Consider the following 25,160-nt stretch of genomic DNA (forward strand, 5'->3'; position numbering starts at 1 on the left):
GCCGTCCGGGCCGGACGGCCCACACCTCACACCCCACCCGGCCTCACCCCACCCGGTCCCGTCGTGCCCGGCCCGGACGGCGGCCGGCCCTCAGCCTTCCGGGATCTCCGCGTACCGCTGCACCCACGCGTGCATGGCGATGGCGGCCGCAGCCCCCGCGTTGATCGACCGGGTGGATCCGAACTGCGCGATGGAGCACACCATCGCCGCGTGCCTGCGGGCCTCCTCGGTCAGTCCGGGACCCTCCTGCCCGAAGAGCAGCACACAGCGCCGCGGCAGCTCGGTCCGCTCCAGCGGCACCGCCCCCGGCAGGTTGTCGATGCCGATGATCGGCAGCCCCTCGGCCTCCGCCCACGCGGTCAGCGACTCCGTGTCGGGGTGGTGCCGCACGTGCTGGTAGCGATCGGTGACCATCGCGCCCCGCCGGTTCCAGCGCCGCCGGCCCACGATGTGGATCTCCTTGGCGAGGAAGGCGTTCGCGGTGCGCACCACCGAACCGATGTTGAAGTCGTGGCCCCAGTTCTCGACCGCCACGTGGAAGTCGTGCCGCCGCAGATCCAGATCGGCGACGATCGCCTCCCGGGTCCAGTACCGGTAGGCGTCGCCCACGTTGCGCCGGTCGCCGTGGGCGAGCAGCTCGGGGTCGTACCGCTCGTCCGAGGGCCAGGGCAGCGGGTGCGGCCCGACACCCACCTCCGTCCCGAACCCGTCGTCGTACTGCACCGGCTCGACGGACGGTCCGTGCTCCCCCGCCGGAACGTTCCCCACCGGGGCGCTCTCCACCGGAACGTTCCCCGTCTGAACCCTCTCTGCCGAGGAAGCACGCTCCGCCGGGGGAACGGACCCCGGCCGAGGAGCCCGTCCCGTCACCGCTGCGGACGCTTCATCGGTACGGCCGGTACCGCCACTCTCACTGCTGCTGCTCACCCGACGAGCGTATGGCCCCCGCCACCGCTGTGCTGCGGGGCCTCCTCGTCGTCGGCGGCCCGCCGCTGCTCCGGAACCCCGTTCCCCCGCGAGAACAGCAGCTTCCGCACAAGGGTCACCCGGCCGCCGAGCCAGACCAGGAAGACGGTCGGCAGGAAGACCGAGTCGGCGGCGATCATCGCCATCGAGAAGAAGGGCAGCCCGAGCAGCAGGGCGATGCCCGCGTGCTCGCAGATCATGGCGACGAGCAGGACGTTCTTGACCCGCCGGTTGAACAGGGTGAAGGGGAACGCGACCTGGACGATGACGGTGCCGTACGTGATCAGCATCACCATCACGCCGTTGGAGGCGAGGATGTCCGACAGCGCGGGCCACGGCGTGAAGTAGTCGAGCTTGAGCGGGTAGTAGAGCGCCGTGCCGTCCTGCCAGCGCGAGCCCTGGATCTTGTACCAACCGGCCGTGGCGTAGATGAGGCAGACCTCGGCCATGATCACGACGAGGGTCGCGTTGTGGGCGAGGTTGGCGATGACATCGAGCAGGATGCGCGTCTGGCTCCGCGGGGCGTAGCGGTTCACGGCCCACCAGGCGCCCTCGCCGATCCACAGGATCCACAGGAGCGTGGGCAGCCACCAGGTACCGCCGAGCCCGTCCGTCGCACTGGCCGCGATCAGCACCACGCCGAGCACCGCCCAGAGGACCGGGCCGACCACGTTCCCGCGCACCGGACGTCGCGGAACATCGGCTTCCACGCCCGTTCCCCGTACCGCTTCCTCCGCCTCCGCCGCACGTGCCGCTCGCGCCGCACGCCGGGCGTCCAGCGACCAGACCTGCCCGCAACGCGTGAGCACCAGGTAGATCGCCATCAGGTGGATGACGTTGTCGCCGCCGTCCCCCATGAAGATGCTGCGGTTCTGCAGGGAGAGGACACCGGCCATGAAGAGGACCGACATGGCCCGCGTGTGCCAGCCGACCATCAGCAGCGCCGCCGAGAGCAGCGCGACCGCGTAGACGATCTCGAACCAGACCGCGCTGTCCGACCACATGAGGGCGGTGAAGGCCTGGTTTCCGGATATGAGCTGCTGCGCCATGTCCCAGCGCCACGGGGCGTCGGGGCCGTACATCTCGTGGCGGTGCGGCAGCTCTCGCAGCATGAAGAGCAGATAGGTCGCCGAGAAACCGATCCGGATGACGGCGCTCTGGTACGGGCCGAAGGCCGAGGAGGTGATGCGCTGGACGGCGCGGGCGACCTTGCGGTCGAAGGAAAGCGTGCTCACTTGTCCGCCCCCTCGGCGTCTGCGGGAAGGTCGGCCGCGGTGACGTTCCACCAGGGCAGCACCCGGTAGGACGGCTTCGTGCTGATCTTCTCCTCGCTCCATCCGGGTGCTGCGACGGACCGCGTCTCGGAGCGGATCTGGATGCGCTCGACGGTGCCGCCGTAGTCGTGCTCGCTCAGGCGCAGCATCGCGATGCGGCGGATGTACTGCTCGGACAACTGGCCGCGGAGACCGTTGGCCCGGTTCTCGTTGTCGTGGGAGCTGAGGTAGAAGTCCCAGCCGCGGCGGAGCTCGTTCTGATGGATGTGGCTGGGGAGGAGGTTGCCGCGGATCGCCTTGCCGTCCTCGCCGGAAAGACTCATCCAGGGAGTGGTGCGGCGGCCGTCGGCACTCGCTATCTCGGCGCGTACGTGCACGGCGATGTTCTGCTGGAGCGGGTTCGGGGCGAAGAGCTTCCAGTTCTGCTCGAACTCGGGGTAGACCCAGTCGTCGACCGCTTCGCCGTGCCGCTTGGTCAGCGTGTTCGAGGGCGCGACGTGCAGGAACACCATGGCCAGCTGGGTGCAGGCGACCAGCCCGATCACCGACAGCACGACCGCGGCCACGATCTGGTACGGGAGCGACAGGGCGGCCATCCCGCCGCGGGTGTCAGTCCCCGCCGCCGCCCCGCCGTCAGCGGCGGAAGGGGCAGAGGAGGGAGAAGGGGCGGAAGGGACGTCCTCGCTCCGTTCCGTCCCCGGCCCGGCGTCGCCGTCACCGCTCCCGGCGCCCCTGTCGTCGTACGAATCCATCCCGCCCCGATCCCCGTCGCTCCCCGGCCAGTTATCCACAGGGTTGACACCCTACGGGCCGCCGACTCACCATTGAAGACATTGAACCGAACGATCGGTCGGTAGGGAGTCCGGGATGGCGGCAGTGACTGCGGACCAGGCGGCGCAGGCGGGAGCGGGCGGCCCCGAGGGGGCGGACGGGGCCCTGGCGGCGGCGTTCGACGCCGCGGTGGCGGCGGACGAGCGCATCGAGCCGCGCGACTGGATGCCCGACGCGTATCGAGCCTCGCTGGTCAGGCAAATGGCCCAGCACGCCCACTCCGAGATCATCGGGATGCAGCCGGAGGCCAACTGGATCTCGCGGGCGCCCTCGCTGCGCCGCAAGGCCATCCTGATGGCCAAGGTGCAGGACGAGGCGGGGCACGGCCTCTACCTCTACAGCGCCGCGGAGACCCTCGGCACCGGCCGCGAGGAGCTGCTCGACAAGCTCCACGCGGGCCGCCAGAGGTACTCGTCGATCTTCAATTACCCGACGCTGACCTGGGCGGACGTCGGCGCCATCGGCTGGCTCGTGGACGGCGCGGCGATCACCAACCAGGTGCCGCTGTGCCGCTGCTCCTACGGCCCGTACGCCCGCGCGATGGTCCGCATCTGCAAGGAGGAGTCCTTCCACCAGCGCCAGGGGTACGAGCTGCTGCTCGCCCTCAGCCGCGGCACCCCGGCGCAGCACGAGATGGCGCAGGACGCGGTGAACCGCTGGTGGTGGCCGTCCCTGATGATGTTCGGCCCGCCGGACGACGCCTCAGCCCACTCCGCGCAGTCGATGGCCTGGAAGATCAAGCGCCACTCCAACGACGAGCTGCGGCAGCGCTTCGTGGACATCTGCGTTCCCCAGGCCGAGACGCTGGGACTCACCCTCCCGGACCCCGACCTCCGGTGGAACGAGGAGCGCGGACAGCACGACTTCGGCGCGATCGACTGGAAGGAGTTCCAGGAGGTCCTCAAGGGCAACGGCCCGTGCAACGAGCAGCGTCTCGGCCAGCGCCGCCGGGCGCACGAGGAGGGCGCCTGGGTCCGTGACGCGGCGGCCGCCTACGCCGAGAAGCACTCGACAGCACACACGACGGCGCGGACCGCGACCGTACGGAACGGGGAGGCGACAGCATGAGCAGCTCGACCGAATGGCCCCTGTGGGAGGTGTTCGTGCGCTCGCGCCGCGGGCTCTCCCACACCCACGCGGGCAGCCTGCACGCCCCGGACGCGGAAATGGCCCTGCGCAACGCGCGCGATCTGTACACCCGCCGCTCCGAGGGCGTCTCCATCTGGGTGGTCCCGTCCGCGCAGGTCACGGCCTCCTCGCCGGACGAGAAGGACTCCTTCTTCGAACCGGCCGGCGACAAGCCGTACCGGCACCCGACGTTCTACGAGATCCCGGAAGGGGTGAAGCACCTGTGACCGCGGCCCTCGCCCTGGGCGACGACGCGCTGGTGCTCTCGCACCGGCTGGGGGAGTGGGCGGGTCACGCCCCGGTGCTGGAAGAAGAAGTGGCCCTGGCCAACATCGCCCTGGACCTGCTGGGGCAGGCCCGGGTGCTGCTCTCCCTCGTCGGGGACGAGGACGAGCTGGCCTACCTGCGCGAGGAACGCGCCTTCCGCAACGTCCAGCTGGTCGAGCAGCCGAACGGCGACTTCGCCCACACCATCGCCCGCCAGCTCTACTTCTCCACCTACCAGCGGCTGCTGTACGAGCAGCTGGCGGCGGGCGACAGCCGGTTCGCCGGCCTGGCGGCGAAGGCCGTCAAGGAGGTCGCGTACCACCAGGACCACTCCGAGCACTGGACGCTGCGGCTCGGCGACGGCACGGACGTGAGCCACGAGCGGATGCAGGGCGCCGCGGACGCGCTGTGGCGGTTCACCGGCGAGCTGTTCCAGCCCGTCGAGGGCGTGGAGGTCGACTGGCAGTCGCTGCACAGCGGCTGGCTGGAGTCCGTCACCGCGGTGCTGGAGCGGGCCACGCTGACCCTGCCGACCGGCCCGCACTCCGGGGCGTGGACGGCGGGCGCGGGACGCCAGGGCATCCACACCGAGCCCTTCGGCCGGATGCTCGCCGAGATGCAGCACCTGCACCGCAGCCACCCGGGGGCGTCATGGTGACCGAGACGCTCCTGGAGGAGGAGCTGCACCGGCTCGCGGGCTCCGTGCCCGACCCCGAGCTGCCCGTGCTGACCCTGGACGAGCTGGGCGTGCTCCGGGGCGTGGACGTCCTCGGCCCCGGCAGGGTCACCGTGCGCCTCACCCCGACCTACACCGGCTGCCCCGCCATCGAGGCCATGTCCGCCGACATCGAGCGGGTGCTGCACGACCACGGCATACCGGAGGTCTCCGTGGTCACCGTGCTCTCACCGGCCTGGTCCACGGACGACATCAGCGCGGAGGGACGGCGCAAGCTGGCCGAGTTCGGCATCGCACCCCCTCGCCCGCACGACGCCGAGGCCCCCGCGGGCGGCCCGGTGCCGCTCACGCTCTCGGTACGCTGCCCGCACTGCGGCTCGACCGACACGGAGCTGCTGAGCCGGTTCTCCTCCACCGCGTGCAAGGCGCTGCGCCGCTGTGTGACGTGCCGCGAACCGTTCGACCACTTCAAGGAGTTGTAGATGTTCCATCCGCTCCGGGTCCGCGCGATCGAACGGCTCACGGACGATTCGGTGGCCGTCACGCTCGCCGTGCCGGCCGAGCTGCGCGAGACCTTCCGCCACCGGCCCGGCCAGCACCTCAACGTGCGCCACACGGTCGACGGCGAGGAGATCCGCCGCTCGTACTCGATCTGCTCCCCCGCCACCGAGGAACCGGACGAGCCGGTGCTGCGCGTGGGCATCCGGCTGGTCGACGGCGGCGCGTTCTCCACGTACGCGCTGAAGGAACTCGCCGTCGGCGACGTGGTCGAGGCGATGCCCCCGATGGGCCGCTTCGTGCTCACGCCCCGCGCCGGACACTTCGCGGCAATCGTCGGGGGCAGCGGGATCACACCGGTCCTGTCCATCGCGGCCACGCTGCTGGCGCGGGAACCGGCTGCCCGGTTCTGCCTGATCCGCAGCGACCGGACGGCCGTCTCCACGATGTTCCTGGACGAGGTCGCCGACCTCAAGGACCGCTACCCGGACCGGTTCCAGCTGATCACGGTGCTCTCCCGGGAGGAACAGCAGGCCGGTCTCCCCTCCGGCCGGCTGGACCGGGACCGTCTCACCGAACTGCTGCCCGCGCTGCTCGCGGTGACCGAGGTGGACGGCTGGTACCTCTGCGGACCGTTCGGGCTGCTCCAATCCGCGGACCGGGCGCTGCGCGACCTGGGCGTCGACCGGACCCGCATCCACCAGGAGATCTTCCATGTGGACGACGGCCCGGACGCCCCCGCCCGCACCCGGGCCGAATCGCCGGCCCACAGCAGGCTCACCGCGACCCTGGACGGCCGCTGTGGCACCTGGCCGGTGGAGAAGGACGAATCACTGCTGGAGACCGTGCTGCGCAGTCGCGCCGACGCCCCGTACGCCTGCAAGGGCGGGGTGTGCGGGACCTGCCGGGCCTTCCTGGTCTCGGGCGAGGTCCGGATGGACCGGAATTTCGCGCTGGAGCCGGACGAGACGGAGGCGGGCTACGTGCTGGCGTGCCAGTCGCATCCGATGACGCCGGAGGTGGAACTCGACTTCGACCGCTGACCGTCTCCCGCCCCGCCCTCCCCCGCGCCCTGTTCCCTTCTCATAGAACCTGTTCTATCTTGACGGACCGTCAGATTCGGGTACGGGAGCAGCGGTTCGCGGGAGGCAGGGACAGTGGACTTCACCTTCACCGAAGAACAGCAGGCGGCTACGGAGGCGGCGCGAGCGGTCTTCTCGGGGACCGCCCCCGACCGGGTGCCCAGCCCCGCGCTCACACCGGGCGCGGTGGCCGAGGACATCGACCGGCCGCTGTGGGCCGAACTCGCCACCGGTGACCTGCTGGGCCTGACCCTGGAGCCGCAGCACGGCGGGGCCGGACTCGATCCCATCGCGCTCTGCCTGGTGCTGCGCGAATCCGCCAGGGTGCTCGCCCGGGTGCCGTTGCTGGAGACGTGCGCGGTCGCCATGACGCTCCAGCGGTACGGGGACCCCGGGCTGGCCGCCGAGCTGCTGCCCCCGGTCGGCCGGGGCGAGCTGGTGCTCACCGTCGGGGCCAACGGCCGCTCGGGCCACGATCCGGCCGAACTCGCCGTCACCGCACGCCGGGAGACGACCGCGGGAGGCCACCTGCCGGACGGGAAGTCCGGTGGTGCCGACGACGCCGACTCGGCATGGGTGCTTGACGGGGTGCAGTCGGCGGTGCCGTGGGCACAGGTGGCCGACTGGATCGCGGTTCCCGCGCACACGGGCGAGGGACGGGCCGTGGTGGCCCTGGTCCGACCGGACCAGGACGGCGTCGCCCTGGCCGAGCAGGTCTCCACCAACGGTGAGCGGTTCGCCGAGGTCCGGCTGCGGTCGGTGCGGGTCGACCGGCGCGCGCTGATCGACGGTGCCGGGGCCTGGGAGTGGCTGCGGGCCCTCCTCACCACCGGAACGTGCGCGCTCGCGCTGGGGCTGGGCGAGGCCGTGCTCGCCATGACGAGCGAATACACCGGAAAACGCGAGCAGTTCGGCTTTCCGATCGCGACGTTCCAGGCCGTCGCCGTGCAGGCCGCGGACCGGTACATCGATCTGCGGGCCATGGAGGTGACGCTCTGGCAGGCGGCCTGGCGGATCTCCACCGGGGCCGAGGGGGCCCTGCCCGCCGAGGGCGACATCGCGGTGGCGAAGATCTGGGCGTCGGACGGCATCCGACGGGTCGTACAGACGGCACAGCACCTGCACGGCGGTTTCGGCGCGGACACGGACTACTCGCTGCACCGCTTCCATGCCTGGGCGAAGCAGATCGAACTGTCCCTCGGCCCCGCAGCGGCCCACGAGGAGGCCCTGGGCGACCTGCTGGCCGCGCACCTCCTCGACTGACACCCGTCCCGCACCCCGACGACATGCGCCCGGCCGGTCCGGCCCCAGAAGGCCGACCGGCCCGGCACCGCACGACTGCCCTGGCCGAGCGGACCGGCTCAGAGAAGAGACCGAGCGGACCGAGCAGGCCGGCTCAGAAACCGAGAGGACCGGCTCAGAGCACGAAGGCCGGGCTCTCGCCGTCGGCGACCATCGGGCGTCCGGCACCGTCCCAGGCGAGCATGCCGCCGTCGATGTTCACGGCGTCGACACCCTGCTGAACCAGGTACTGGGTGACCTGGGCGGACCGACCGCCGACCCGGCACATCACATGAACGCGACGACCGTCGGCGACGGCTTCGGTCAGCTCACCGAAGCGGGCCACGAAGTCGCTCATCGGGATGTGCAGGGCGCCTTCGACGTGCCCGGCCGCCCACTCGTTGTCCTCCCGGACGTCCAGCACGAAGCCGTCCGCCGGAACCGCCGCGACGTCCACCGAGGGCAACGGGGCGAAATTCATGGGTCATGCCTTCTCTCGTACGTACGCTCCAGGGTCACCCGGAACGCTACTGCACCAGGCCCGCCAGCTCGGACTCGCGCTTCGCGACCTCGCCCAGCAGTTGCTCGGCGATCTCGTCGAGCAGCCGGTCCGGGTCGTCGGGCGCCATCCGCAGCATGGCACCGATCGCGCTCTCCTCCAGCTCCTGCGCGAGCACGGTGAGCAGTTCCTTGCGCTGGGTCAGCCAGTTCAGCCGGGCGTAGAGCTCCTCGCTCTCGCCGAGCTCCGTCTCCGGCAGCGCGGGACCCGCCTCCCACTCCTGCGCCAGCTCCATCAGGAGGGCCTCGTCCCCGCGCCCGTAAGCGGCGTTCACCCGGGCGATGAACTCGTCCCTGCGGGCCCGCTCCGCCTCGTCCTGAGCCAGGTCCGGGTGGGCCTTGCGGGCCAGGTCGCGGTAGAGCCTGCGCGCCTCCTCGGTAGGCCTGACCCGCTTGGGCGGCCGCACCGGCTGCTCGGTCAGCATCGCCGCCGCCTCGGGGGACAGCCCGTCCGAGTCGATCCAGTCGTGGAACAGCTCGTCGACACCGGGCATCGGCATCACGACCGCCCGCGCCTCCTGCGCCTTGCGGATGTCCTCCGGGTCACCCGTCCTGGCGGCGCGGGCCTCCGCGATCTGTGCGTCGAGCTCGTCGAGGCGGGTGTACATCGGGCCGAGCTTCTGGTGGTGCAACCGGGAGAAGTTCTCGACCTCGACCCGGAACGTCTCCACCGCGATCTCGAACTCGATCAGCGCCTGCTCCGCCACCCGGACCGCCCTCGCGAGCCGGGCCTCGGGCCGTTCCCCCGCAGCGGCGTCGCCAGTGCCTCCGTCGGCGGCACCGTCACCGGTCCGGCCGTCACCGCCTGCGGCCGCGGCCTCCCCGTCGGGCACACCGCCTGCGGCACCGGTGCCGTCCGTCTCCGGGCCCGCGCCGTCCTCGGCACCGGTTCCCGAACCGGCACCGGCCGGCTGTCCCTGCTCCTCGATCGGTTCGTCCAGGACGTGCTCCTCGTGCCGGGCATGCAGCCCGTGCTGCCGGTCGTTGTCCTGCCGGTCATCGTCGTTCCGGGTGGTCGGCACTCCGGCGGCTTCGTGGGTCACCCGTCCAGCGTATGGCCACGGGCCGCACCCCGAGGACGCGCGGTCGGCTCCCGCATTCCTCGAACGCACGACCGCGCCCACCTCGGAACCGTCGCAGGGCCGCCTCGGAACCGTTCCCGGCGCCGTACCCCGCGCCACCGGACGCCCCGGTGCCCCCGCGCAGGCCGTCGCCGGGCGCTCCAGCCCCCTCAGACGCCCAGCTCGGCGGCTATTCGTCCCGACCCGATGGCCTGCACCAGCTCCGTGTGGTCCGCCTCCGTACGGTCCGCGTAGGTCACCGCGAACGCCGCCACGGCCTCGTCCAGTTCCTCGCTCTTGCCGCAGTAACCGGCGATCAGCCGGGGGTCCGCGCTGTGCGCGTGGGCGCGGGCCAGCAGCGCACCGGTCATCCGGCCGTAGTCGTCGACCTGGTCGGCCGCCAGCGCCGCCGGGTCGACGCTGCCCTTGCGATTCCTGAACTGCCTCACCTGGAACGGGCGGCCGTCCACGGTCGCCCAGCCCAGCAGGATGTCGCTGACGACCTGCATCCGCTTCTGTCCGAGCACCACCCGGCGCCCCTCGTGGGCCACCTCCGGCACCTCGAACCCGACAGCCGGCAGGTACGGCGCCAGCACGGAGGGCCGCGCCTCCTTCACCTGAAGCACCAGGGGCTCACCGCGGTGGTCGAGCAGCAGCACCACGTACGACCTGGTGCCGACGCTTCCGGTGCCGACCACCCGGAACGCCACGTCGTGAATCGCGTACCGGGCGAGGAGCGGCACACGGTCCTCGGAGATCGTGCCCAGGTAGTCCCCGAGCCCCGCCGCGACCGCCGCGGCCTCCTCGTCCGGCACCCTCCGCAGCACCGGCGGCGCGTCCACGAAGCGGCGCCCGCCGTCCCCCGAGTCCTCGGTCGACTTGGCCGCGAAACGGGCGCTGGTGTTGTTGCGGGCCTTCTCCGAAACCCGCTCCAGGGTCCCGAGCAGATCCCGGGCGTCCGTGTGCGAGACGAGCTCCTCGTCCGCGATGGCGTTCCAGGCGTCGAGCGCGGGCAGCTTGGCCAGCAGCCGCATCGTCCGCCGGTACGCCCCCACCGTGTCGTACGCCCCCCGCCGACAGGTCTCCTCGTCCGCACCGGCTTCGCGCCCCGCGAGCACCAGCGAGGTGGCTAGCCGCTTGAGGTCCCACTCCCACGGGCCGAACACGGTCTCGTCGAAGTCGTTCAGATCGATGACCAGGCTGCCGCGCGCATCGCCGTACAGCCCGAAATTGGCCGCGTGGGCGTCACCGCAGAGCTGGGCGCCCACTCCGCTGACCGGAGTGCCCACCAGGTCGTGGGCCATCAGCCCGGCCGACCCGCGCAGAAAGGCGAAGGGGGTGGCCGCCATCCGGCCCACCCGGATCGGGGTGAGCGCCGGCACCCTGCCCCTGCTCGACTCCTCCACCGCACGCACCGCGTCGGGCCGCCCGGCAGGAAGGTCCAGGAAGGCGTGCGAGGCCCTGGGCACCCTCGCCCGCAGGGCCTTGCCCTCCTTCCGCGGCGACCGCGCCGCGCCCCCGCCCGCCCCGGTCGCCCTCCGCGCGAATCCGGGCACGGCCGGAATGCGCCGATCGCCCGCCGCGGCCCTCTGAACCGGCACGGTCGCTTCGATTTCGCCCATGGTGCGCAGCCTCCCCCGCTCCCCTGCGCTCCCGGCCCTACGCCCTGTCGCAGATCAATTCCGACGAAGGTACCTCCGTGGGCCAAAACCCGTCTGCCCCTGTGGAAAACCTGATCCGCGACCTGTGGACAACAATCCGCCCCGGTCAGACGCCGACGGCCTCCTCCATCTCCTCCTCGGTCTCCGCCTCGTCGCCCGCCCCGGCCCCGGCCCGGGTGGCATTCCTCACGGCGTGCTTCGGCCCGTGGTGCGTCTCCCCGGCGGTGACGGATCCAGCGATGGCAGCCCCGGCGACGGCGGACCCGGTCATGACGCCACCGGCCGCCTCCGCGGCAGTCTTCCGCCACCTCGATTCGGCCAGCCCGGCCAGCCCCACCAGGACCAGTCCCGCCACGAACCAGAGCGCCAGCACCAGCACGTTCCCGCCGAGCCCGTGCCCGTCGAAGTACACATGGCTGCGCACGCCCTCGACGAAGCCCGCGCCGTTCCAGAAGGAGTGCAACGAGGCAAAGAAGCCGGACTGCAGCTCGGGCCGGAAGATGCCGCCGGAGCTGGTGAAGTTGAGCATCACGAACAGCACCATCAGCGCGAGCGTCGTCCACCGCTTGAGGAACGTGTGCAGTCCGACACCGATCAGCAGGATGCCCGCCGAGTAGAGCCAGGCCATCGCCCAGAGGCCGCCGAGCCCGTGGTCGACGAGACCGAACACCGGCCCCGCGAACATCACCCCGATCACACTCACCACCAGCGACGCGGCGACAGCCAGCGCGGCCCTGATCCGCAGCGCCAGCACGGCACCCGCACCGCCGATCACCGCGACCGACGCGTACGAACCGATGCTCACCGCGACCAGCAGGAAGAAGATGCCCTGCCCGGTCGGGTCGCCGTCCGCCGTCGGCACCGTGTCCGTCACCTTCAGCGGCTCGCCCTGCTCCGCCGCGACCTCGGTGAAGACCTTCTCGACCACCGTGGCGCTGGTGTCGGACGAGGCACTGGCCACCAGCAGCTCGGGGTGCCCACCCGGCACATACGCACCGAAGCTCGCCCGGGTCCTGAGGTTCTCCACCGCTGCCGCGCGGTCGGGGACGGTACGCACGCTCAGCGCCCCGTCCCCCTTGTCCTGCAGCGTCTGTGCGAGCACCTGGGCGCTCGGTCCCGAGCCGACCACGTCCACCCGCAGATCGTGCGGCTCCGGGGCATGGAACGCCCCGAGGTAGGCGAGCCCCATGCCGACGCACATCAGCAGCGGCGTGACGAAATGGCCCAGCACATGCCGCAGAGCGGCGGCGGTGGATCCGGTGCCGGCACTCGGACCAGCGGACATACGGGCACTCCAATGGTTGGCTTTTACAACCTCTTACTTGTTGTACTCTACAACTGAATTTCGAGGAACGCGAGCCGGAAGGCGGACCAGCGATGGGGACCCCCGAGAAGCGCGAAGAGTCACTGGACGTCATCCAGCGGGAGCTGACCGCCTTCGCACGCCGCGCGCGAGCCGCCGCGGCCCGCCTCCACCCGGAGCTCCCCCTGGTCTCGTACACACTGCTGGCGCACATCGACGACCGGAACGGATGCCGCGCGACGGACCTGGCCGCCCACTACATGCTGGACAAATCGACGGTCAGCCGGCAGATCGGAACCCTGGAGAAAATGGGGCTGGTCGAACGCCATCCGGACCCGGACGACCACCGCATCCAGGTACTGCACCCGACCGCGGCCGGAACCCAGGCCCTCGCCTCGACCCAGGCCAGCCGGCACGCGGCGTACCAGCAGCGCCTGGCGGACTGGACGGAGGACGACCTCGCCCGGTTCGCGGAGTACCTGCTGCGCTACAACTCGGCGGGCGACTCGACCGCGAACACCCCACAAGCCCCGTAAGCCCTGTTGGGCCCCACAGACACCCAACACTCACCAAACCAGACGTTTCACGTGAAACAGAAACAATGGAGGCCGGGAACGAAGAAGCCCCCCAGACCGTTGGCCTGGGGGGCTTCTCCCTTGTGCGCGAGGGGGGATTTGAACCCCCACGTCCCTAAGGACACTGGCACCTGAAGCCAGCGCGTCTGCCGTTCCGCCACTCGCGCAAGAGTGGTGTTTCCGGGCTCTCCCACCGTTTGGTGCGATCGCCTGGCGACATCCGGAAGATTAGCACGCTGGACAGGGTGGATTCACATCCGTTGTTTCGCCGACCGTCAGGAGGGCAGCGGGAACGCCGAGCGGCCGCCCTCACTCCTCCTGTATGTACCCGGGGTGCGAGCTGTATGTACCCGGGGTGCGGGACACTGTGAAGAGGCCGCCTCTACGATCCGTGTGAGAGGTGACACTCATCCACAGGGCAGACAAGGGGAACCAGCCGATTTCCCGACGCGTGGATACGATCAGTAAGCAGTACAGGGACGACTACGACGGAGGAGGTGCCCCATGGGAGTCATGAAGCGTTTCGAGCAGCGTCTCGAAGGTCTGGTCAACGGCACCTTCGCCAAGGTCTTCAAGTCCGAGGTCCAGCCGGTGGAGATCGCGGGAGCCCTCCAACGCGAGTGCGACAACAACGCAACGATCTGGAACCGCGAGCGGACAGTCGTCCCCAATGACTTCATCGTCGAGCTCAGCACCCCCGACTACGAGCGACTCAGCCCGTACTCGGGCCAGTTGGGCGACGAGCTCTCCGGCCTGGTCCGCGACTACGCCAAGCAGCAGCGGTACACCTTCATGGGCCCCATCAAGGTCCACCTGGAGAAGGCCGACGACCTCGACACCGGGCTCTACCGGGTGCGCAGCCGCACCCTGGCGTCGAGTTCGTCACAGGACCCCCAGAGCCGGCAGGGAGCGCAGGGCCACCCGGGCCAGCCTCCCCACCCCGGCCCGGGACGGTCCCCGCAGCCTCCCGGCGGCGGCTACGGCTACCCGCCCAGCTCCGCCCCGCCCATGCCCGCGGCCCCGCCGCCGGGCGCGGGCAGGCCCAGCGCCGACCGGCACTCGCCGGCCGGTCCCAGCCCCCTGCCCAACGCGCAGGTGCGACGCTGGATCGAGATCAACGGCACCCGCCATCAGATCTCCCGCCCGACGCTGGTGCTGGGACGCAGCACCGACGCCGACGTGCGGATCGACGACCCCGGCGTATCGCGTCGGCACTGTGAGATCCGGACCGGAACGCCCTCGACGATCCAGGATCTCGGGTCTACCAACGGCATCGTGGTAGACGGGCAGCACACCACCCGCGCTACGCTCCGCGACGGCTCGCGGATCGTCGTGGGCAGCACCACCATCGTTTACCGGCAAGCCGAAGGGTGAAGCGGGGGCAATGTCAGAGCTGACCCTGACGGTCATGCGGCTAGGTTTCCTGGCTGTTCTGTGGCTGTTCGTGATCGTGGCCGTCCAGGTCATCCGTAGTGATCTGTTCGGAACGCGCGTCACGCAGCGCGGCTCACGCCGCACCGCGAACGACGCGCGACCGCCACAACAGCGCCAGAACGCCGCGGCACCGCCGCAGCAGCGTCAACAGTCCGGCCGCCAGCGCCGGGGGGCACCCACAAAGCTGGTCGTCTCCGAGGGCAGCCTCACCGGCACCACGGTGGCGCTCCAGGGACAGACCATCACGCTGGGCCGCGCGCACGATTCAACGATCGTGCTGGACGACGACTACGCGTCCAGCAGGCATGCCAGGATCTACCCCGACCGTGACGGCCAGTGGATCGTCGAGGATCTCGGGTCCACCAACGGCACGTATCTCGACCGGACCCGTCTCACCACCCCGACGCCTGTTCCGCTGGGCGCGCCGATCCGAATCGGCAAGACCGTCATCGAGCTGCGGAAGTAGTACGACAATGAGCGAGCGGAGCGAGCGAGCCGCGGCGGTACGGTCATCGGACCCCGCCCGGCTCCCGACCGGAGGGTGGGCAGTGTGGCTCGAGACCGGCTGTACCCCGAGCCGACGGGAGAGGTGCGCATGAGTCTTTCCCTGCGCTTCGCCGCCGGATCGCACAAGGGCATGATCCGGGAGGGCAACGAGGACTCCGGCTATGCCGGTCCGCGCCTTCTCGCCATCGCCGACGGCATGGGCGGCCAGGCGGCCGGTGAGGTCGCCAGCTCCGAGGTGATCTCCACCCTCGTCCAGCTCGACGACGACGTCCCGGGCTCCGACATCCTGACCTCGCTCGGTACGGCGGTCCAGCGGGCCAACGACCAACTGCGCATGATGGTCGAGGAGGACCCCCAGCTGGAGGGCATGGGCACCACGCTCACCGCCCTGCTCTGGACCGGTCAGCGCCTCGGCCTCGTCCACGTCGGCGACTCCCGCGCGTACCTGTTGCGCGACGGCGTGCTCACCCAGATCACCCAGGACCACACCTGGGTGCAGCGGTTGGTCGACGAGGGCCGGATCACCGAGGAAGAGGCCACCACCCACCCGCAGCGCGCCCTCCTGATGCGTGCCCTGGGCAGCGGCGACCACGTCGAACCCGATCTCTCCATCCGCGAGGTCCGGGTCGGCGACCGCTACCTGATCTGCTCCGACGGGCTCTCCGGCGTCGTCTCCCACCAGACGATGGAGGAGACCCTCGCCAGCTACCAGGGCCCCCAGGAGACCATCCAGGAACTGATCCAACTCGCCCTGCGCGGCGGCGGACCGGACAACATCACCTGCATCGTCGCGGACGTCCTCGACGTCGACAGCAACGACACCATGGCCGCGCAGCTCAACGACACCCCGGTCATCGTCGGCGCGGTCGCCGAGAACCAGGCCGCGCAGATGACCGCCGCCGAGAGCACGGCCGCCATGCAGACCCCGGCCGGCCGCGCGGCCGGCCTCGGCCGCCCCGTCCCGCCGCCCGCCGGAGGCTTCGGCCCGCCCGGAAGCGGTGAGGACGTCGGCTACGGCGGGATGCCGGACGGCTCCTTCGACGCGTACACCGACGACGACTTCGTGAAGCCCGGCGGCGGACGCAAGTGGCTCAAGAGGTCCCTCTACACCGTGCTGGCGCTCGCCGTCGTCGGTGGCGGCCTCTACGGCGGCTACCGCTGGACCCAGAACCAGTTCTACGTCGGCGCGAAGAACGACCATGTCGCGCTGTTCCGCGGCATCAGCCAGGAACTGGGCTGGGTCTCGCTCTCGAAGGTGGAGAAGGACCACCCCGAGATCGAACTCAAGTACCTCCCGGCCTACCAGCGCAAGCAGGTCGAGGCGACCATCGCCGAGGGCGACCTCGCCTCCGCCCGCGAGAAGATCGGCGAGCTCTCCGTCCAGGCGTCCGCCTGCAAGAAGAACGCCGAGCGACGTGCCGCCGAGAAGGCCAGATCGGACGAGGGCCAGGCCGTGGGCACGGACTCGGACGCCACCAAGACCTCCGGTGGCGCCAAGACGTCCGAAACCGACAAGACCAAGCCGACCAAAACTCCCACTCCTGGTCCCAGCCTCTCGGAGGAAGAGAAAAAGCTGGTCCCGCAGTGCGGTAAGCAGTAAGCCGTAGGGGGCCTTCAGCACCATGAGCGTTGTCACCAACACGACCACGATCGGCGCGATCGACGCGCCGAGCCGCCGCAACACCGAGCTGATGATGATGGGCTTCGCCGTCGCCATCTCGGTCTTCGCCTACGCCAACGTCGGGCTCGCCATCGACGGCAAGCTCCCGTCCGGCATGTTCGGATACGGCGCCGGAATCATCCTGCTCGGCGGCGTCGCCCACCTCGTGGTGCGCAAGTTCGCCCCGTACGCGGACCCGCTGCTGCTGCCGCTGGCAACCCTGCTCAACGGCCTGGGGCTGGTGCTGATCTGGCGGCTGGACCAGTCGCAGCGACTGATCCAGCGCGCGGAGATCTACTACGGGAAGTACAGCCCCGACGCCCCCAAGCAGCTGCTGTACTCGGCGATCGGTGTCGCCTTCTTCGTCGCCGTGCTGATCATCCTCAAGGACCACCGCATCCTCCAGCGCTACACCTACATCTCGATGGCTGTGGCGCTGGTCCTGCTGATCCTGCCGATGTTCTTCCCCGCGGTGAACGGCGCGAAAATCTGGATCAGCCTCGGCCCGTTCACCATCCAGCCGGGAGAGTTTGCCAAGATCCTGATCGCGATCTTCTTCTCCGGCTACCTCATGGTGAAGCGTGACGCCCTGGCGCTGGCCAGCCGCCGTTTCATGGGGATGTACCTGCCGCGCGGCCGCGACCTCGGTCCGATCATCACCATCTGGGCCCTGTCGATCCTGATCCTGGTCTTCGAGACCGACCTCGGTACCTCGCTGCTCTTCTTCGGCCTCTTCGTCGTGATGCTGTACGTCGCCACCGAGCGGACCAGCTGGATCGTCTTCGGTCTGCTGATGTCCGCAGCGGGCGCGGTCGGTGTGGCGTCCTTCGAGTCCCACGTGCAGCAGCGTGTGAACGCCTGGCTCGACCCGTTCTCCAAGGCCACGCTGGCGCAGAGCGACCAGATCGCCCAGTCGCTGATGTCCTTCGGTGCCGGCGGCACCCTCGGCTCCGGACTGGGCCAGGGCCACTCGGACCTGATCATGTTCGCCGCCAACGCCGACTTCATCCTCTCCACCGTCGCCGAGGAACTGGGCCTGGCCGGGATGATGGCCGTCCTGCTGATCTACGGCCTGATCGTCGAGCGGGGCATCCGCACGGCGCTCGCCGCCCGTGACCCCTTCGGCAAGCTGCTCGCCGTCGGGCTGTCCGGGGCCTTCGCGATCCAGATCTTCGTGGTCGCCGGCGGTGTCATGGGCCTCATCCCGCTCAGTGGCATGACGATGCCGTTCCTCGCGTACGGCGGTTCGTCCGTGCTCGCCAACTGGGCACTGATCGCCATCCTCATCAGGATCAGCGACACCGCACGCCGCCCCGCCCCGGCACCCGCGCCGTCCCCCGATGCCGAGATGACCCAGGTGGTCCGACCGTGAACAAGCCCCTGCGCCGAATCGCGATCTTCTGCGGCGTCCTCATCCTCGCCCTGCTCGTGCGCACCAACTACCTCCAGTACGTCCGTGCCGACGAGCTGAACAAGCGTGACGAGAACCGCCGCGTCCGGATCGAGCGCTACGCGCACGAGCGCGGCAACATCATCGTCGACGGCAACCCCGTCACCGGGTCCGTCGAGACCAAGGGCAGCGACTTCAAGTACAAGCGGGTCTGGAAGGACGGCCCCATGTGGGCCCCCGTCACCGGCTACTCCTCGCAGGCCTTCGACGCCTCGCAGCTGGAGAGCCTGGAGGACGGCATCCTCACCGGCAACGACGACCAGCTCTTCTTCGACCGCACCCTGTCGATGTTCACCGGTGACAAGAAGCAGGGCGGCAACGTCGTCACCACGCTGAACGGCGCCGCGCAGAAGGCCGCGTTCAAGAAGCTCAACGGCAAGAAGGGCGCCGTCGCCGCCCTCGACCCGCAGACCGGCGCCATCCTGGCCCTGGTGAGCACCCCGTCGTACGACCCCTCGGTCTTCGCGGGCAACTCCGACAAGGACAGCAAGGCCCGGCAGAAGCTCCTGAAGGACAAGGACAAGCCGATGCTCAACCGGGCATTGCGCGAGACCTACCCGCCCGGCTCGACCTTCAAGGTCGTCACCGCCGCCGCGGCGCTGGAGAACGGGCTGTACACCGACATCGACGCGAAGACGAAGTCGCCGCTGCCCTGGCGGCTTCCGCTCTCGACCCAGGACCTCGACAACGAGGGCACCATCCCGTGCGAGAACGCCTCGCTCCGGGAAGCGCTGCGGTGGTCCTGCAACACGGTCTTCGGCAAGATCAGCGACGACCTGGGCAACCAGAAGATGATCGACCAGGCCGACAAGTTCGGCTTCAACGAGGAGATCTTCACCCCGGTCCGCGCCGACGCCAGCGTCTACCCCAAGGACAACCGTCCGCAGAACGCCATGGCCGGCATCGGCCAGGCGTCCAACCGCGCCACCCCGCTCCAGATGGCCATGGTCGCCGCCGCGATCGCCAACGACGGCAAGCTGATGCAGCCGTACATGGTCGCCGAGCGCCAGGCCCCCAACCTGGACGCGATCTACACCCACGAGAAGGAGCAGTTCAGCCAGCCCCTCTCCGGTGAGAACGCACAGAAGCTCCAGCAGATGATGGAGACCGTCGTCGAGACCGGCACCGGCCGCAACGCCCAGATCGACGGCGTCACCGTCGGCGGCAAGACCGGTACCGCCCAGCACGGCCTCAACAACAGCGAGAAGCCGTACGCGTGGTTCATCTCGTACGCCAAGACCGACAGCGGCTCCCCGGTCGCCGTCGCCGTCGTCGTCGAGGACGGCCAGGCCAACCGTGACGACATCTCCGGTGGCGGTCTGGCCGCGCCGATCGCCAAGGCCGTGATGGAGGCGGTCATCGACAGCAAGAAGTGATGCCCATCACATCGGGCGGCATACCTGCACATTGGGATACCGGTCGGATATCGAGTCCGGACTTCCGCCCGATCGGGTAGTGCGTGGCCGGTAGCGTATGTGCGAGCAGCACACCGCCGGACCGCACACCGGTGCGGTCGGGACTGACGGAGAGGGCTGGAACAGTTATGGAAGAGCCGCGTCGCCTCGGCGGCCGGTACGAGCTGGGCTCGGTGCTCGGCCGTGGTGGCATGGCCGAGGTCTACCTCGCACACGACACCCGGCTCGGCCGCACCGTAGCCGTGAAGACGCTGCGGGCCGACCTGGCCCGCGATCCGTCCTTCCAGGCCCGGTTCCGCCGTGAGGCCCAGTCCGCCGCCTCGCTCAACCACCCGGCGATCGTCGCCGTCTACGACACCGGCGAGGACTACGTCGACGGGGTCTCCATCCCGTACATCGTCATGGAGTACGTCGACGGGTCGACGCTCAGGGAACTCCTGCACTCCGGCCGCAAGTTGCTGCCCGAGCGCACCCTGGAGATGACCGTCGGCATCCTCCAGGCGCTGGAGTACTCGCACCGCGCGGGCATCGTCCACCGGGACATCAAGCCGGCGAACGTCATGCTGACGCGCACCGGTCAGGTCAAGGTCATGGACTTCGGCATCGCCCGCGCCATGGGCGACTCCGGCATGACGATGACCCAGACCGCCGCCGTCATCGGCACCGCCCAGTACCTCTCCCCGGAGCAGGCCAAGGGCGAGCAGGTCGACGCACGCTCCGACCTGTACTCCACCGGCTGCCTGCTCTACGAACTGCTGACGGTCCGGCCGCCCTTCATCGGGGACTCGCCCGTCGCGGTCGCCTACCAGCACGTGCGGGAAGAGCCGCAGAAGCCCAGCAACTTCGACCCCGAGATCACGCCCGAGATGGACGCGATCGTGTTGAAGGCCCTGGTCAAGGACCCCGACTATCGCTACCAGTCGGCCGACGAGATGCGTGCCGACATCGAGGCCTGCCTCGACGGCCAGCCGGTCGCCGCCACCGCGACGATGGGCGCGGCCGGTTACGGCGGCTACGACGGTTACGGCGGCAACGACCAGCCCACCACCGCGCTGCACGCCACCGACCCGAACAACGCGGCCACGTCGATGCTGCCGCCGGTCAACCCGGACGACGGCGGCTACGGCTACGACGACCGGCCCGACCGGCGTCGGCAGAAGAAGAGCAACACCTCGACGATCCTGCTGGTCGTCGCGGGCATCCTGGTGCTGATCGGGGCGATCCTGATCGGCAGGGCGGTGTTCAGCGACACCAAGAGCAGCGGCGAGATCGACGCGCCGAACATGATCGGCACGACCGTGGACCGGGCGCAGAAACTCGCCGACAGTGCCAACATCACCCTGAAGATCGGCTCCCGCGAGCCCTGCGAGGAGCAGGACAAGGGCAAGATCTGCAGCCAGACCCCGGAACCCGGCAGCACGATGGAGGAGAAGGACACCATCACGGTCGTCGTCTCCACCGGAGCGCCGAAGGTCGAGGTCCCGGACGTCGTCGAGAAGACGGAGGCGACCGCCCGCAAGGACCTGGAGGCCAAGGGCTTCACGGTGGCCGTCAAGGCTGTCGAGTCCGAGAAGACCTCGGGCACGGTCATCGAGCAGAACCCCCAGGGGAACTCGAAGGCCGAGCGGAACTCCGAGGTCACGATCACGGTGGCCAAGGAGGCCACCCTGGACCTCCCGGACGTCCGTACCCGTACGTACGAGGCGGCCGAGGCCCAGCTCAGGGGCATCGGGTTCACCAACATCTCGCGCACCGACGTCGACTCCGACCAGCCGGCGAACACGGTGATCGAGCAGACCCCGGGTGCCGGCAAGCAGGCCAAGGACGTGCAGATCGTCCTGAAGGTCTCCAAGGGGCCGCAGCAGCCGGAGAAGGCCACGGTGCCCGACCTGCAGGGCAAGACCATCGCGGAGGCGAAGGCCCTGCTGGCCCAGGCGGGTCTGCAGCTCGGCCAGGTCCAGGGCCCCGGTGACGACAACGCGAGGATCATCGGCTTCCAGCCCGGTGTGGGCCAGCAGGTCGACAAGAACAGCGCGGTCACCGTCCGGACCATGCCGGGCGGTGGGGACGGCAACATCTTCGGCGGGCCGTCCGGCTCGCGGGAAGACTGATACCGACCCGCACCGACCGCCATCGGGCCCCGGCACCTCACGGTGACCGGGGCCCTTTGCCGTACCCGCGCCCTCGGCCGTGACGGCCCCTCTGGTCCTGCCCGGTTCCCGCCCCGCGTCCCTGTCTCCGGTCCCGCCCGGCCGGTGGACGGTCGTTGGACGGCCGGTGGACGGTCGTTGGACGGCCGGGGGTGGCCCGTGGGCGGGTTGGCCCCGGCAGCACGCGCGAGGGGCCCGGAGCCGCAAGCGGTGGTCGCGGCTCCGGGCCCCTCGCGCGGAGCGGCAGATCTGCTAGCGCAGTTCCGCCGGCTTCGTGCGGTCGTTGTCCACCTTCTCCGTGCGGACCAGTTCGCCCCACACGATGTAGCGGTACTTCGACGTGTAGACCGGCGTGCAGGTCGTCAGCGTGATGTAGCGGCCGGACTTCTTCGCTCCGGAGCCCTTCGGCACCGGCTGCAGGACGTCGACGTTGTACTTCGACGTCTCGGGAAGCTCCTTGAAGACCTTGTAGACGTACCAGGTGTCCCTGGTCTCGAAGACGATCGCGTCCCCGGTCCGCATCTTGTCGATGTTGTGGAACTTGGCGCCGTGCCCGTCACGGTGTGCCGCCAGGGTGAAGTTGCCCTTCTCGTCCCACGGGAGGGCCGACTTCACCGGCTCCGTGTAGTAGCCCGCGATGCCGTTGTTGAGGTTCTCGGTGTCGGTGCCCTTCTTGACCAGGACCTCGCCGTTCTTCATCGACGGGACGTGTAGGAACCCGATGCCGTCCTTGGTGTCCAGCGCGCCCGGTCCGCCCGCCCAGCGGTCGCGGACGGTTTCGCCCTGCTTGGTGGCCTCGCGATCGGCGAGCACGTTCGTCCACCAGAGGGAGTAGGCGACGAAGAGCCCCAGCACCAGGCCCGCGGTGATCAGCAGTTCGCCGAAGACGCTGACCGCGGTCGCGACGGGATGGCGGCCCCCGCGCCGGGGAAGGGGCGTGGACTCGTCGACCCGCTCTTCGTCCTCGGTCCTCGCTGTCACCGCACCCGTCCCTGTCGTGATGATGATTCAGCCCACGAGCGCGTCGGGCTTCCCCTTGCTGCGCGGTCGTTCGTCGACCATCTTGCCCCAGACGATCAAACGGTACGTACTCGTGAATTCCGGCGTACAGGTCGTCAGAGTGATGTACCGGCCCGACTTGGTGAAGCCGGAACCGGCAGGCACCGGATCGATCACCGAGACGTTCGACGGCGACGTCTGCGGCAGGATCCTCGCCATCTCGTACGTGTAGTACGCGTCCTGCGTCTCCACCACGATCGGGTCGCCGGGCTCCAGCCGGTTGATGTAGCGGAACGGCTCGCCGTGCGTGTTGCGGTGGCCGGCCAGGGCGAAGTTGCCCTTCTCGGCCGACGGCATCGCGGTGCGCAGCGAGCCCTCGCTGTAGTGGCCGACCATGCCCCGGTCGAGGACCTTCTCCTTGCTGATGCCCTCGGCGATCGGGGCGACCACGTCCAGCTTGGGGATGTGGATGATGGCGAACCCCTGGCCCGCCTCGAACACCCCGGGATTGCGGTCGCCCTTGGCCCAGTCGTCCTGGATCTTGTCCGTCTCCTTGCCCGCGTACTGGTTCGCGCGCACGTTCGTCCACCACAGCTGGTAGGTGACGAACAACAGCATCAGCACGCCGAGCGTGATGAACAGTTCACCGGTGAACCGGCTGGCGACCACGGCCGGGCTGTCCTTGGCCGCGCGTGCCGCACGCCGTGCCTCGACGCGCGACATCGGTCTGTCGTCCTGCGCCGCGGTCGGCGACGCGGTCCGTGCCGGTGCGTCGGCGCGGCGACGGCCGCGCCCCTTGGCCGCACGGCGGCGTTCGGCACGGCCTCCGGGGCGCGGTTCCGGGGATGTGTCCCCGGGGCCCGGGGCGGGCCCTTCCGGGCCCTGCTCGGGGTCCTCGAAGCCCTCCGTGCCCTCCTGCGGCACCGGGTCCGGGCCGAAGCCCGCCCCGTCGACGACCGGCAGGACGGCCGTCGCGTCGTCGGCCGGGAAGGGGCCCGGTTCGCGGACGGTCCGCAGGACGGCCGTCCCGTCCTCGGCCGGAGAGGGGCCCGGGAAGGGGTCCTGGTAGAGGGAGGGGGAAGGGGAGGGGTCCGACCGGACCGGGGGCACCGGAGCGGGCGCGGACGCCGGCGCGGGGCTCTGCGGCCCGTACCAGTCCCGCTCGAACCCCTGGGGGTCGTACCACTCGTCCGGGACGCTCTCGGGGCCGCCCCGCGCCTCCCGCGCCGCCGGTGGCGGCCCGGACGGCTGTGCCCGGGGATCCGTCCCCTCCCCGGACCACTGCTGCGGGGCCGGGTTCCGGTGCCGCCCCCGTCCCGCCTCCGGTGCCCCGGTCTCCTCGGGACGGATGTTGTCCGCCCTGAACCACGGCGAGGCGTGCTGTCCGGGCAACGGATCGTTCAGCGGATCCGCCAGCCGGTCGACCTCCGCCTCGAACACGCCCGCGGCCTCGTACGTTCCCTGCTCGTACGGGCCGTCCTGTCCTGCTTCGTGTTCGGGGCGGAGGGGGGTCACGCGGCGGCCTTGCCCACCACCGGCGCGAGCCCCGCCGACCTCGCGACGGCTCCGGTGTCACCGCACTGGACCAGCCAGTTGGCCAGCATCAGGTGCCCGTGCTCGGTCAGCACCGACTCCGGGTGGAACTGCACGCCCTCCACCGCCAGTTCGCGGTGGCGCAGCCCCATGATGATGCCGTCGGCCGTACGCGCCGTCACCTCCAGCTCCGGCGGTACGGTGCCGGGCTCGGCGGCGAGCGAGTGGTAGCGGGTCGCGGTGAAGGGGGACGGCAGGCCGGCGAAGACCCCCGCGCCCTCGTGCGTCACCGGCGAGGTCTTGCCGTGCAGCAGCTCCGGGGCGCGGTCCACCACGCCGCCGTACGCCACCGCCATCGACTGCATCCCCAGGCAGACCCCGAAGACCGGAACGCCCGTCGCCGCGCAGTGGCGGACCATCTCGATGCAGACACCCGCCTGCTCCGGGGCACCGGGGCCGGGCGACAGCAGGACGCCGTCGAAGCCGTCCTGGGCGTGCGCCGTCGTCACCTCGTCGTTGCGCAGCACCTCGCACTCGGCGCCGAGCTGATAGAGGTACTGGACGAGGTTGAAGACGAAGCTGTCGTAGTTGTCCACCACGAGGATGCGGGCACTCACTGGCCGCCCTCCGTCCCTGTCGAGCCGTCGACCGTCACGTCACCGAACGGGAGCAGGGGTTCCGCCCAGGGGAAGACGTACTGGAAGAGCACGTAGACGACCCCCAGCACCAGTACGAGCGAGATGAGCGCACGCACCCACGTGTTGCCCGGCAGATGCCGCCAGATCCAGCCATACATGCTGTCCCCTCCATTCGGTACGGGAACCAGACTAAAGGGCCGCGGCACGAGCGTG

General features: G+C 70.2%; 24 protein-coding genes and 1 tRNA gene. 13 read left to right on the forward strand and 12 right to left on the reverse strand.

The window, feature by feature from the left end:
- Positions 1-90: 90 nt before the first annotated feature.
- The 3 genes from ABZZ04_RS00635 to ABZZ04_RS00645 all read right to left on the reverse strand — a co-directional run bounded on the left by ABZZ04_RS00635 (position 91) and on the right by ABZZ04_RS00645 (position 2,992).
- Positions 91-768 carry a TrmH family RNA methyltransferase gene (locus tag ABZZ04_RS00635; protein ID WP_356930012.1) on the reverse strand — a complete coding sequence of 226 codons (678 nt, stop codon included), beginning with the start codon at positions 766-768 and terminating at the stop codon, positions 91-93.
- 155 nt (positions 769-923) lie between these two features.
- Positions 924-2,303, reverse strand: coding sequence for an HTTM domain-containing protein (locus ABZZ04_RS00640; RefSeq protein ID WP_356930013.1), 1,380 nt, complete (start codon positions 2,301-2,303; stop codon positions 924-926).
- Positions 2,198-2,992: a DUF5819 family protein gene (locus ABZZ04_RS00645; protein WP_356930014.1), complete on the reverse strand. Its 795-nt coding sequence runs from the start codon at positions 2,990-2,992 to the stop codon at positions 2,198-2,200. The genes ABZZ04_RS00640 and ABZZ04_RS00645 overlap by 106 nt, the downstream gene beginning before the upstream one ends.
- Positions 2,993-3,107: 115 nt before the next feature.
- On the opposite strand from ABZZ04_RS00645, the gene paaA reads away from it, so the two are divergent.
- From paaA to ABZZ04_RS00675, 6 genes are all read left to right on the forward strand, one after another.
- Entirely contained in the window at positions 3,108-4,139 is a 1,032-nt protein-coding gene (gene paaA / locus ABZZ04_RS00650) for a 1,2-phenylacetyl-CoA epoxidase subunit PaaA (protein WP_356930015.1), read from the forward strand.
- Entirely contained in the window at positions 4,136-4,426 is a 291-nt protein-coding gene (gene paaB / locus ABZZ04_RS00655; RefSeq protein ID WP_093548044.1) for a 1,2-phenylacetyl-CoA epoxidase subunit PaaB, read from the forward strand. Before paaA ends, paaB begins: the two co-directional genes overlap by 4 nt.
- Positions 4,423-5,124, forward strand: coding sequence for a 1,2-phenylacetyl-CoA epoxidase subunit PaaC (paaC, locus tag ABZZ04_RS00660; protein ID WP_356930016.1), 702 nt, complete (start codon positions 4,423-4,425; stop codon positions 5,122-5,124). The genes paaB and paaC overlap by 4 nt, the downstream gene beginning before the upstream one ends.
- Positions 5,118-5,624, forward strand: coding sequence for a 1,2-phenylacetyl-CoA epoxidase subunit PaaD (gene paaD / locus ABZZ04_RS00665; RefSeq protein WP_356930017.1), 507 nt, complete (start codon positions 5,118-5,120; stop codon positions 5,622-5,624). The genes paaC and paaD overlap by 7 nt, the downstream gene beginning before the upstream one ends.
- The gene (locus tag ABZZ04_RS00670; protein ID WP_356930018.1) at positions 5,625-6,683 is read left to right on the forward strand and encodes a 2Fe-2S iron-sulfur cluster-binding protein; all 1,059 of its coding nucleotides are present in this window, start codon (positions 5,625-5,627) and stop codon (positions 6,681-6,683) included.
- Between the two features lie 114 nt (positions 6,684-6,797).
- Positions 6,798-7,985, forward strand: a complete 1,188-nt coding sequence (locus tag ABZZ04_RS00675) for an acyl-CoA dehydrogenase family protein (RefSeq protein WP_356930019.1) — start codon at positions 6,798-6,800, stop codon at positions 7,983-7,985.
- 154 nt (positions 7,986-8,139) lie between these two features.
- Here ABZZ04_RS00675 and ABZZ04_RS00680 read toward each other — a convergent pair whose 3' ends face one another.
- The 4 genes from ABZZ04_RS00680 to ABZZ04_RS00695 form a co-directional block, all read right to left on the reverse strand.
- Complete coding sequence (locus ABZZ04_RS00680) at positions 8,140-8,484, reverse strand: rhodanese-like domain-containing protein (RefSeq protein WP_148836923.1); 345 nt, start codon at positions 8,482-8,484, stop codon at positions 8,140-8,142.
- A 46-nt stretch (positions 8,485-8,530) separates the two neighbouring features.
- The gene (locus tag ABZZ04_RS00685) at positions 8,531-9,604 is read right to left on the reverse strand and encodes a J domain-containing protein (RefSeq protein ID WP_356930020.1); all 1,074 of its coding nucleotides are present in this window, start codon (positions 9,602-9,604) and stop codon (positions 8,531-8,533) included.
- Between the two features lie 188 nt (positions 9,605-9,792).
- Positions 9,793-11,244 (reverse strand): DUF2252 domain-containing protein, encoded by a 1,452-nt coding sequence (locus ABZZ04_RS00690; RefSeq protein ID WP_356930021.1) that lies wholly within the window; start codon positions 11,242-11,244, stop codon positions 9,793-9,795.
- Between the two features lie 145 nt (positions 11,245-11,389).
- Positions 11,390-12,568: a hypothetical protein gene (locus ABZZ04_RS00695; protein WP_356930023.1), complete on the reverse strand. Its 1,179-nt coding sequence runs from the start codon at positions 12,566-12,568 to the stop codon at positions 11,390-11,392.
- Positions 12,569-12,660: 92 nt separating this feature from the next.
- Between ABZZ04_RS00695 and ABZZ04_RS00700 the strand changes: the two genes are divergently transcribed.
- On the forward strand, positions 12,661-13,122 hold the full coding sequence (locus ABZZ04_RS00700; protein WP_356930024.1) for a MarR family winged helix-turn-helix transcriptional regulator: 462 nt from the start codon (positions 12,661-12,663) through the stop codon (positions 13,120-13,122).
- A gap of 123 nt (positions 13,123-13,245) precedes the next feature.
- On the opposite strand, the gene ABZZ04_RS00705 is transcribed toward ABZZ04_RS00700, so the two are convergent.
- Positions 13,246-13,328 (reverse strand) — tRNA-Leu (locus ABZZ04_RS00705).
- A 337-nt stretch (positions 13,329-13,665) separates the two neighbouring features.
- Between ABZZ04_RS00705 and ABZZ04_RS00710 the strand changes: the two genes are divergently transcribed.
- The 6 genes from ABZZ04_RS00710 to pknB all read left to right on the forward strand — a co-directional run bounded on the left by ABZZ04_RS00710 (position 13,666) and on the right by pknB (position 21,738).
- Positions 13,666-14,535 (forward strand): DUF3662 and FHA domain-containing protein, encoded by an 870-nt coding sequence (locus ABZZ04_RS00710; protein ID WP_356930025.1) that lies wholly within the window; start codon positions 13,666-13,668, stop codon positions 14,533-14,535.
- 10 nt (positions 14,536-14,545) lie between these two features.
- Positions 14,546-15,061 (forward strand): FHA domain-containing protein, encoded by a 516-nt coding sequence (locus tag ABZZ04_RS00715; protein ID WP_148836929.1) that lies wholly within the window; start codon positions 14,546-14,548, stop codon positions 15,059-15,061.
- A 129-nt stretch (positions 15,062-15,190) separates the two neighbouring features.
- Positions 15,191-16,702 (forward strand): Stp1/IreP family PP2C-type Ser/Thr phosphatase, encoded by a 1,512-nt coding sequence (locus ABZZ04_RS00720; protein WP_356930026.1) that lies wholly within the window; start codon positions 15,191-15,193, stop codon positions 16,700-16,702.
- A 22-nt stretch (positions 16,703-16,724) separates the two neighbouring features.
- On the forward strand, positions 16,725-18,134 hold the full coding sequence (locus ABZZ04_RS00725) for an FtsW/RodA/SpoVE family cell cycle protein (RefSeq protein ID WP_356930027.1): 1,410 nt from the start codon (positions 16,725-16,727) through the stop codon (positions 18,132-18,134).
- Complete coding sequence (locus ABZZ04_RS00730) at positions 18,131-19,588, forward strand: penicillin-binding protein 2 (RefSeq protein WP_356930028.1); 1,458 nt, start codon at positions 18,131-18,133, stop codon at positions 19,586-19,588. The genes ABZZ04_RS00725 and ABZZ04_RS00730 overlap by 4 nt, the downstream gene beginning before the upstream one ends.
- 167 nt (positions 19,589-19,755) lie before the next feature.
- On the forward strand, positions 19,756-21,738 hold the full coding sequence (gene pknB, locus ABZZ04_RS00735) for a Stk1 family PASTA domain-containing Ser/Thr kinase (protein ID WP_356930029.1): 1,983 nt from the start codon (positions 19,756-19,758) through the stop codon (positions 21,736-21,738).
- A 291-nt stretch (positions 21,739-22,029) separates the two neighbouring features.
- On the opposite strand, the gene ABZZ04_RS00740 is transcribed toward pknB, so the two are convergent.
- From ABZZ04_RS00740 to ABZZ04_RS00755, 4 genes are read right to left on the reverse strand one after another with little or no spacing between them, the layout of a single operon-like run.
- Positions 22,030-22,758: a class E sortase gene (locus ABZZ04_RS00740; RefSeq protein WP_356930030.1), complete on the reverse strand. Its 729-nt coding sequence runs from the start codon at positions 22,756-22,758 to the stop codon at positions 22,030-22,032.
- A 27-nt stretch (positions 22,759-22,785) separates the two neighbouring features.
- Entirely contained in the window at positions 22,786-24,291 is a 1,506-nt protein-coding gene (locus tag ABZZ04_RS00745) for a class E sortase (protein WP_356930031.1), read from the reverse strand.
- Entirely contained in the window at positions 24,288-24,926 is a 639-nt protein-coding gene (locus ABZZ04_RS00750; protein ID WP_356930032.1) for an aminodeoxychorismate/anthranilate synthase component II, read from the reverse strand. Before ABZZ04_RS00750 ends, ABZZ04_RS00745 begins: the two co-directional genes overlap by 4 nt.
- Entirely contained in the window at positions 24,923-25,105 is a 183-nt protein-coding gene (locus tag ABZZ04_RS00755; protein ID WP_148836937.1) for a hypothetical protein, read from the reverse strand. Before ABZZ04_RS00755 ends, ABZZ04_RS00750 begins: the two co-directional genes overlap by 4 nt.
- Positions 25,106-25,160: the final 55 nt, after the last annotated feature.

This window comes from Streptomyces sp. NPDC006435, from assembly GCF_040612315.1.
In the GTDB taxonomy this organism is placed as follows: domain Bacteria; phylum Actinomycetota; class Actinomycetes; order Streptomycetales; family Streptomycetaceae; genus Streptomyces.

Excerpts from the sequence above, each read along its gene's own strand:
- ABZZ04_RS00640 (WP_356930013.1), bottom strand. The coding sequence starts at position 2,303 with ATGGAGCGAGGAGAAGATCAGCACGAAGCCGTCCTACCGGGTGCTGCC.
- ABZZ04_RS00645 (WP_356930014.1), bottom strand. The coding sequence starts at position 2,992 with ATGGATTCGTACGACGACAGGGGCGCCGGGAGCGGTGACGGCGACGCC.
- paaA (WP_356930015.1), top strand. The coding sequence starts at position 3,108 with ATGGCGGCAGTGACTGCGGACCAGGCGGCGCAGGCGGGAGCGGGCGGC.
- paaB (WP_093548044.1), top strand. The coding sequence starts at position 4,136 with ATGAGCAGCTCGACCGAATGGCCCCTGTGGGAGGTGTTCGTGCGCTCG.
- paaD (WP_356930017.1), top strand. The coding sequence starts at position 5,118 with ATGGTGACCGAGACGCTCCTGGAGGAGGAGCTGCACCGGCTCGCGGGC.
- ABZZ04_RS00670 (WP_356930018.1), top strand. The coding sequence starts at position 5,625 with ATGTTCCATCCGCTCCGGGTCCGCGCGATCGAACGGCTCACGGACGAT.
- ABZZ04_RS00680 (WP_148836923.1), bottom strand. The coding sequence starts at position 8,484 with ATGAATTTCGCCCCGTTGCCCTCGGTGGACGTCGCGGCGGTTCCGGCG.
- ABZZ04_RS00690 (WP_356930021.1), bottom strand. The coding sequence starts at position 11,244 with ATGGGCGAAATCGAAGCGACCGTGCCGGTTCAGAGGGCCGCGGCGGGC.
- ABZZ04_RS00695 (WP_356930023.1), bottom strand. The coding sequence starts at position 12,568 with ATGTCCGCTGGTCCGAGTGCCGGCACCGGATCCACCGCCGCCGCTCTG.
- ABZZ04_RS00700 (WP_356930024.1), top strand. The coding sequence starts at position 12,661 with ATGGGGACCCCCGAGAAGCGCGAAGAGTCACTGGACGTCATCCAGCGG.
- ABZZ04_RS00710 (WP_356930025.1), top strand. The coding sequence starts at position 13,666 with ATGGGAGTCATGAAGCGTTTCGAGCAGCGTCTCGAAGGTCTGGTCAAC.
- ABZZ04_RS00715 (WP_148836929.1), top strand. The coding sequence starts at position 14,546 with ATGTCAGAGCTGACCCTGACGGTCATGCGGCTAGGTTTCCTGGCTGTT.
- ABZZ04_RS00720 (WP_356930026.1), top strand. The coding sequence starts at position 15,191 with ATGAGTCTTTCCCTGCGCTTCGCCGCCGGATCGCACAAGGGCATGATC.
- ABZZ04_RS00725 (WP_356930027.1), top strand. The coding sequence starts at position 16,725 with ATGAGCGTTGTCACCAACACGACCACGATCGGCGCGATCGACGCGCCG.
- pknB (WP_356930029.1), top strand. The coding sequence starts at position 19,756 with ATGGAAGAGCCGCGTCGCCTCGGCGGCCGGTACGAGCTGGGCTCGGTG.
- ABZZ04_RS00755 (WP_148836937.1), bottom strand. The coding sequence starts at position 25,105 with ATGTATGGCTGGATCTGGCGGCATCTGCCGGGCAACACGTGGGTGCGT.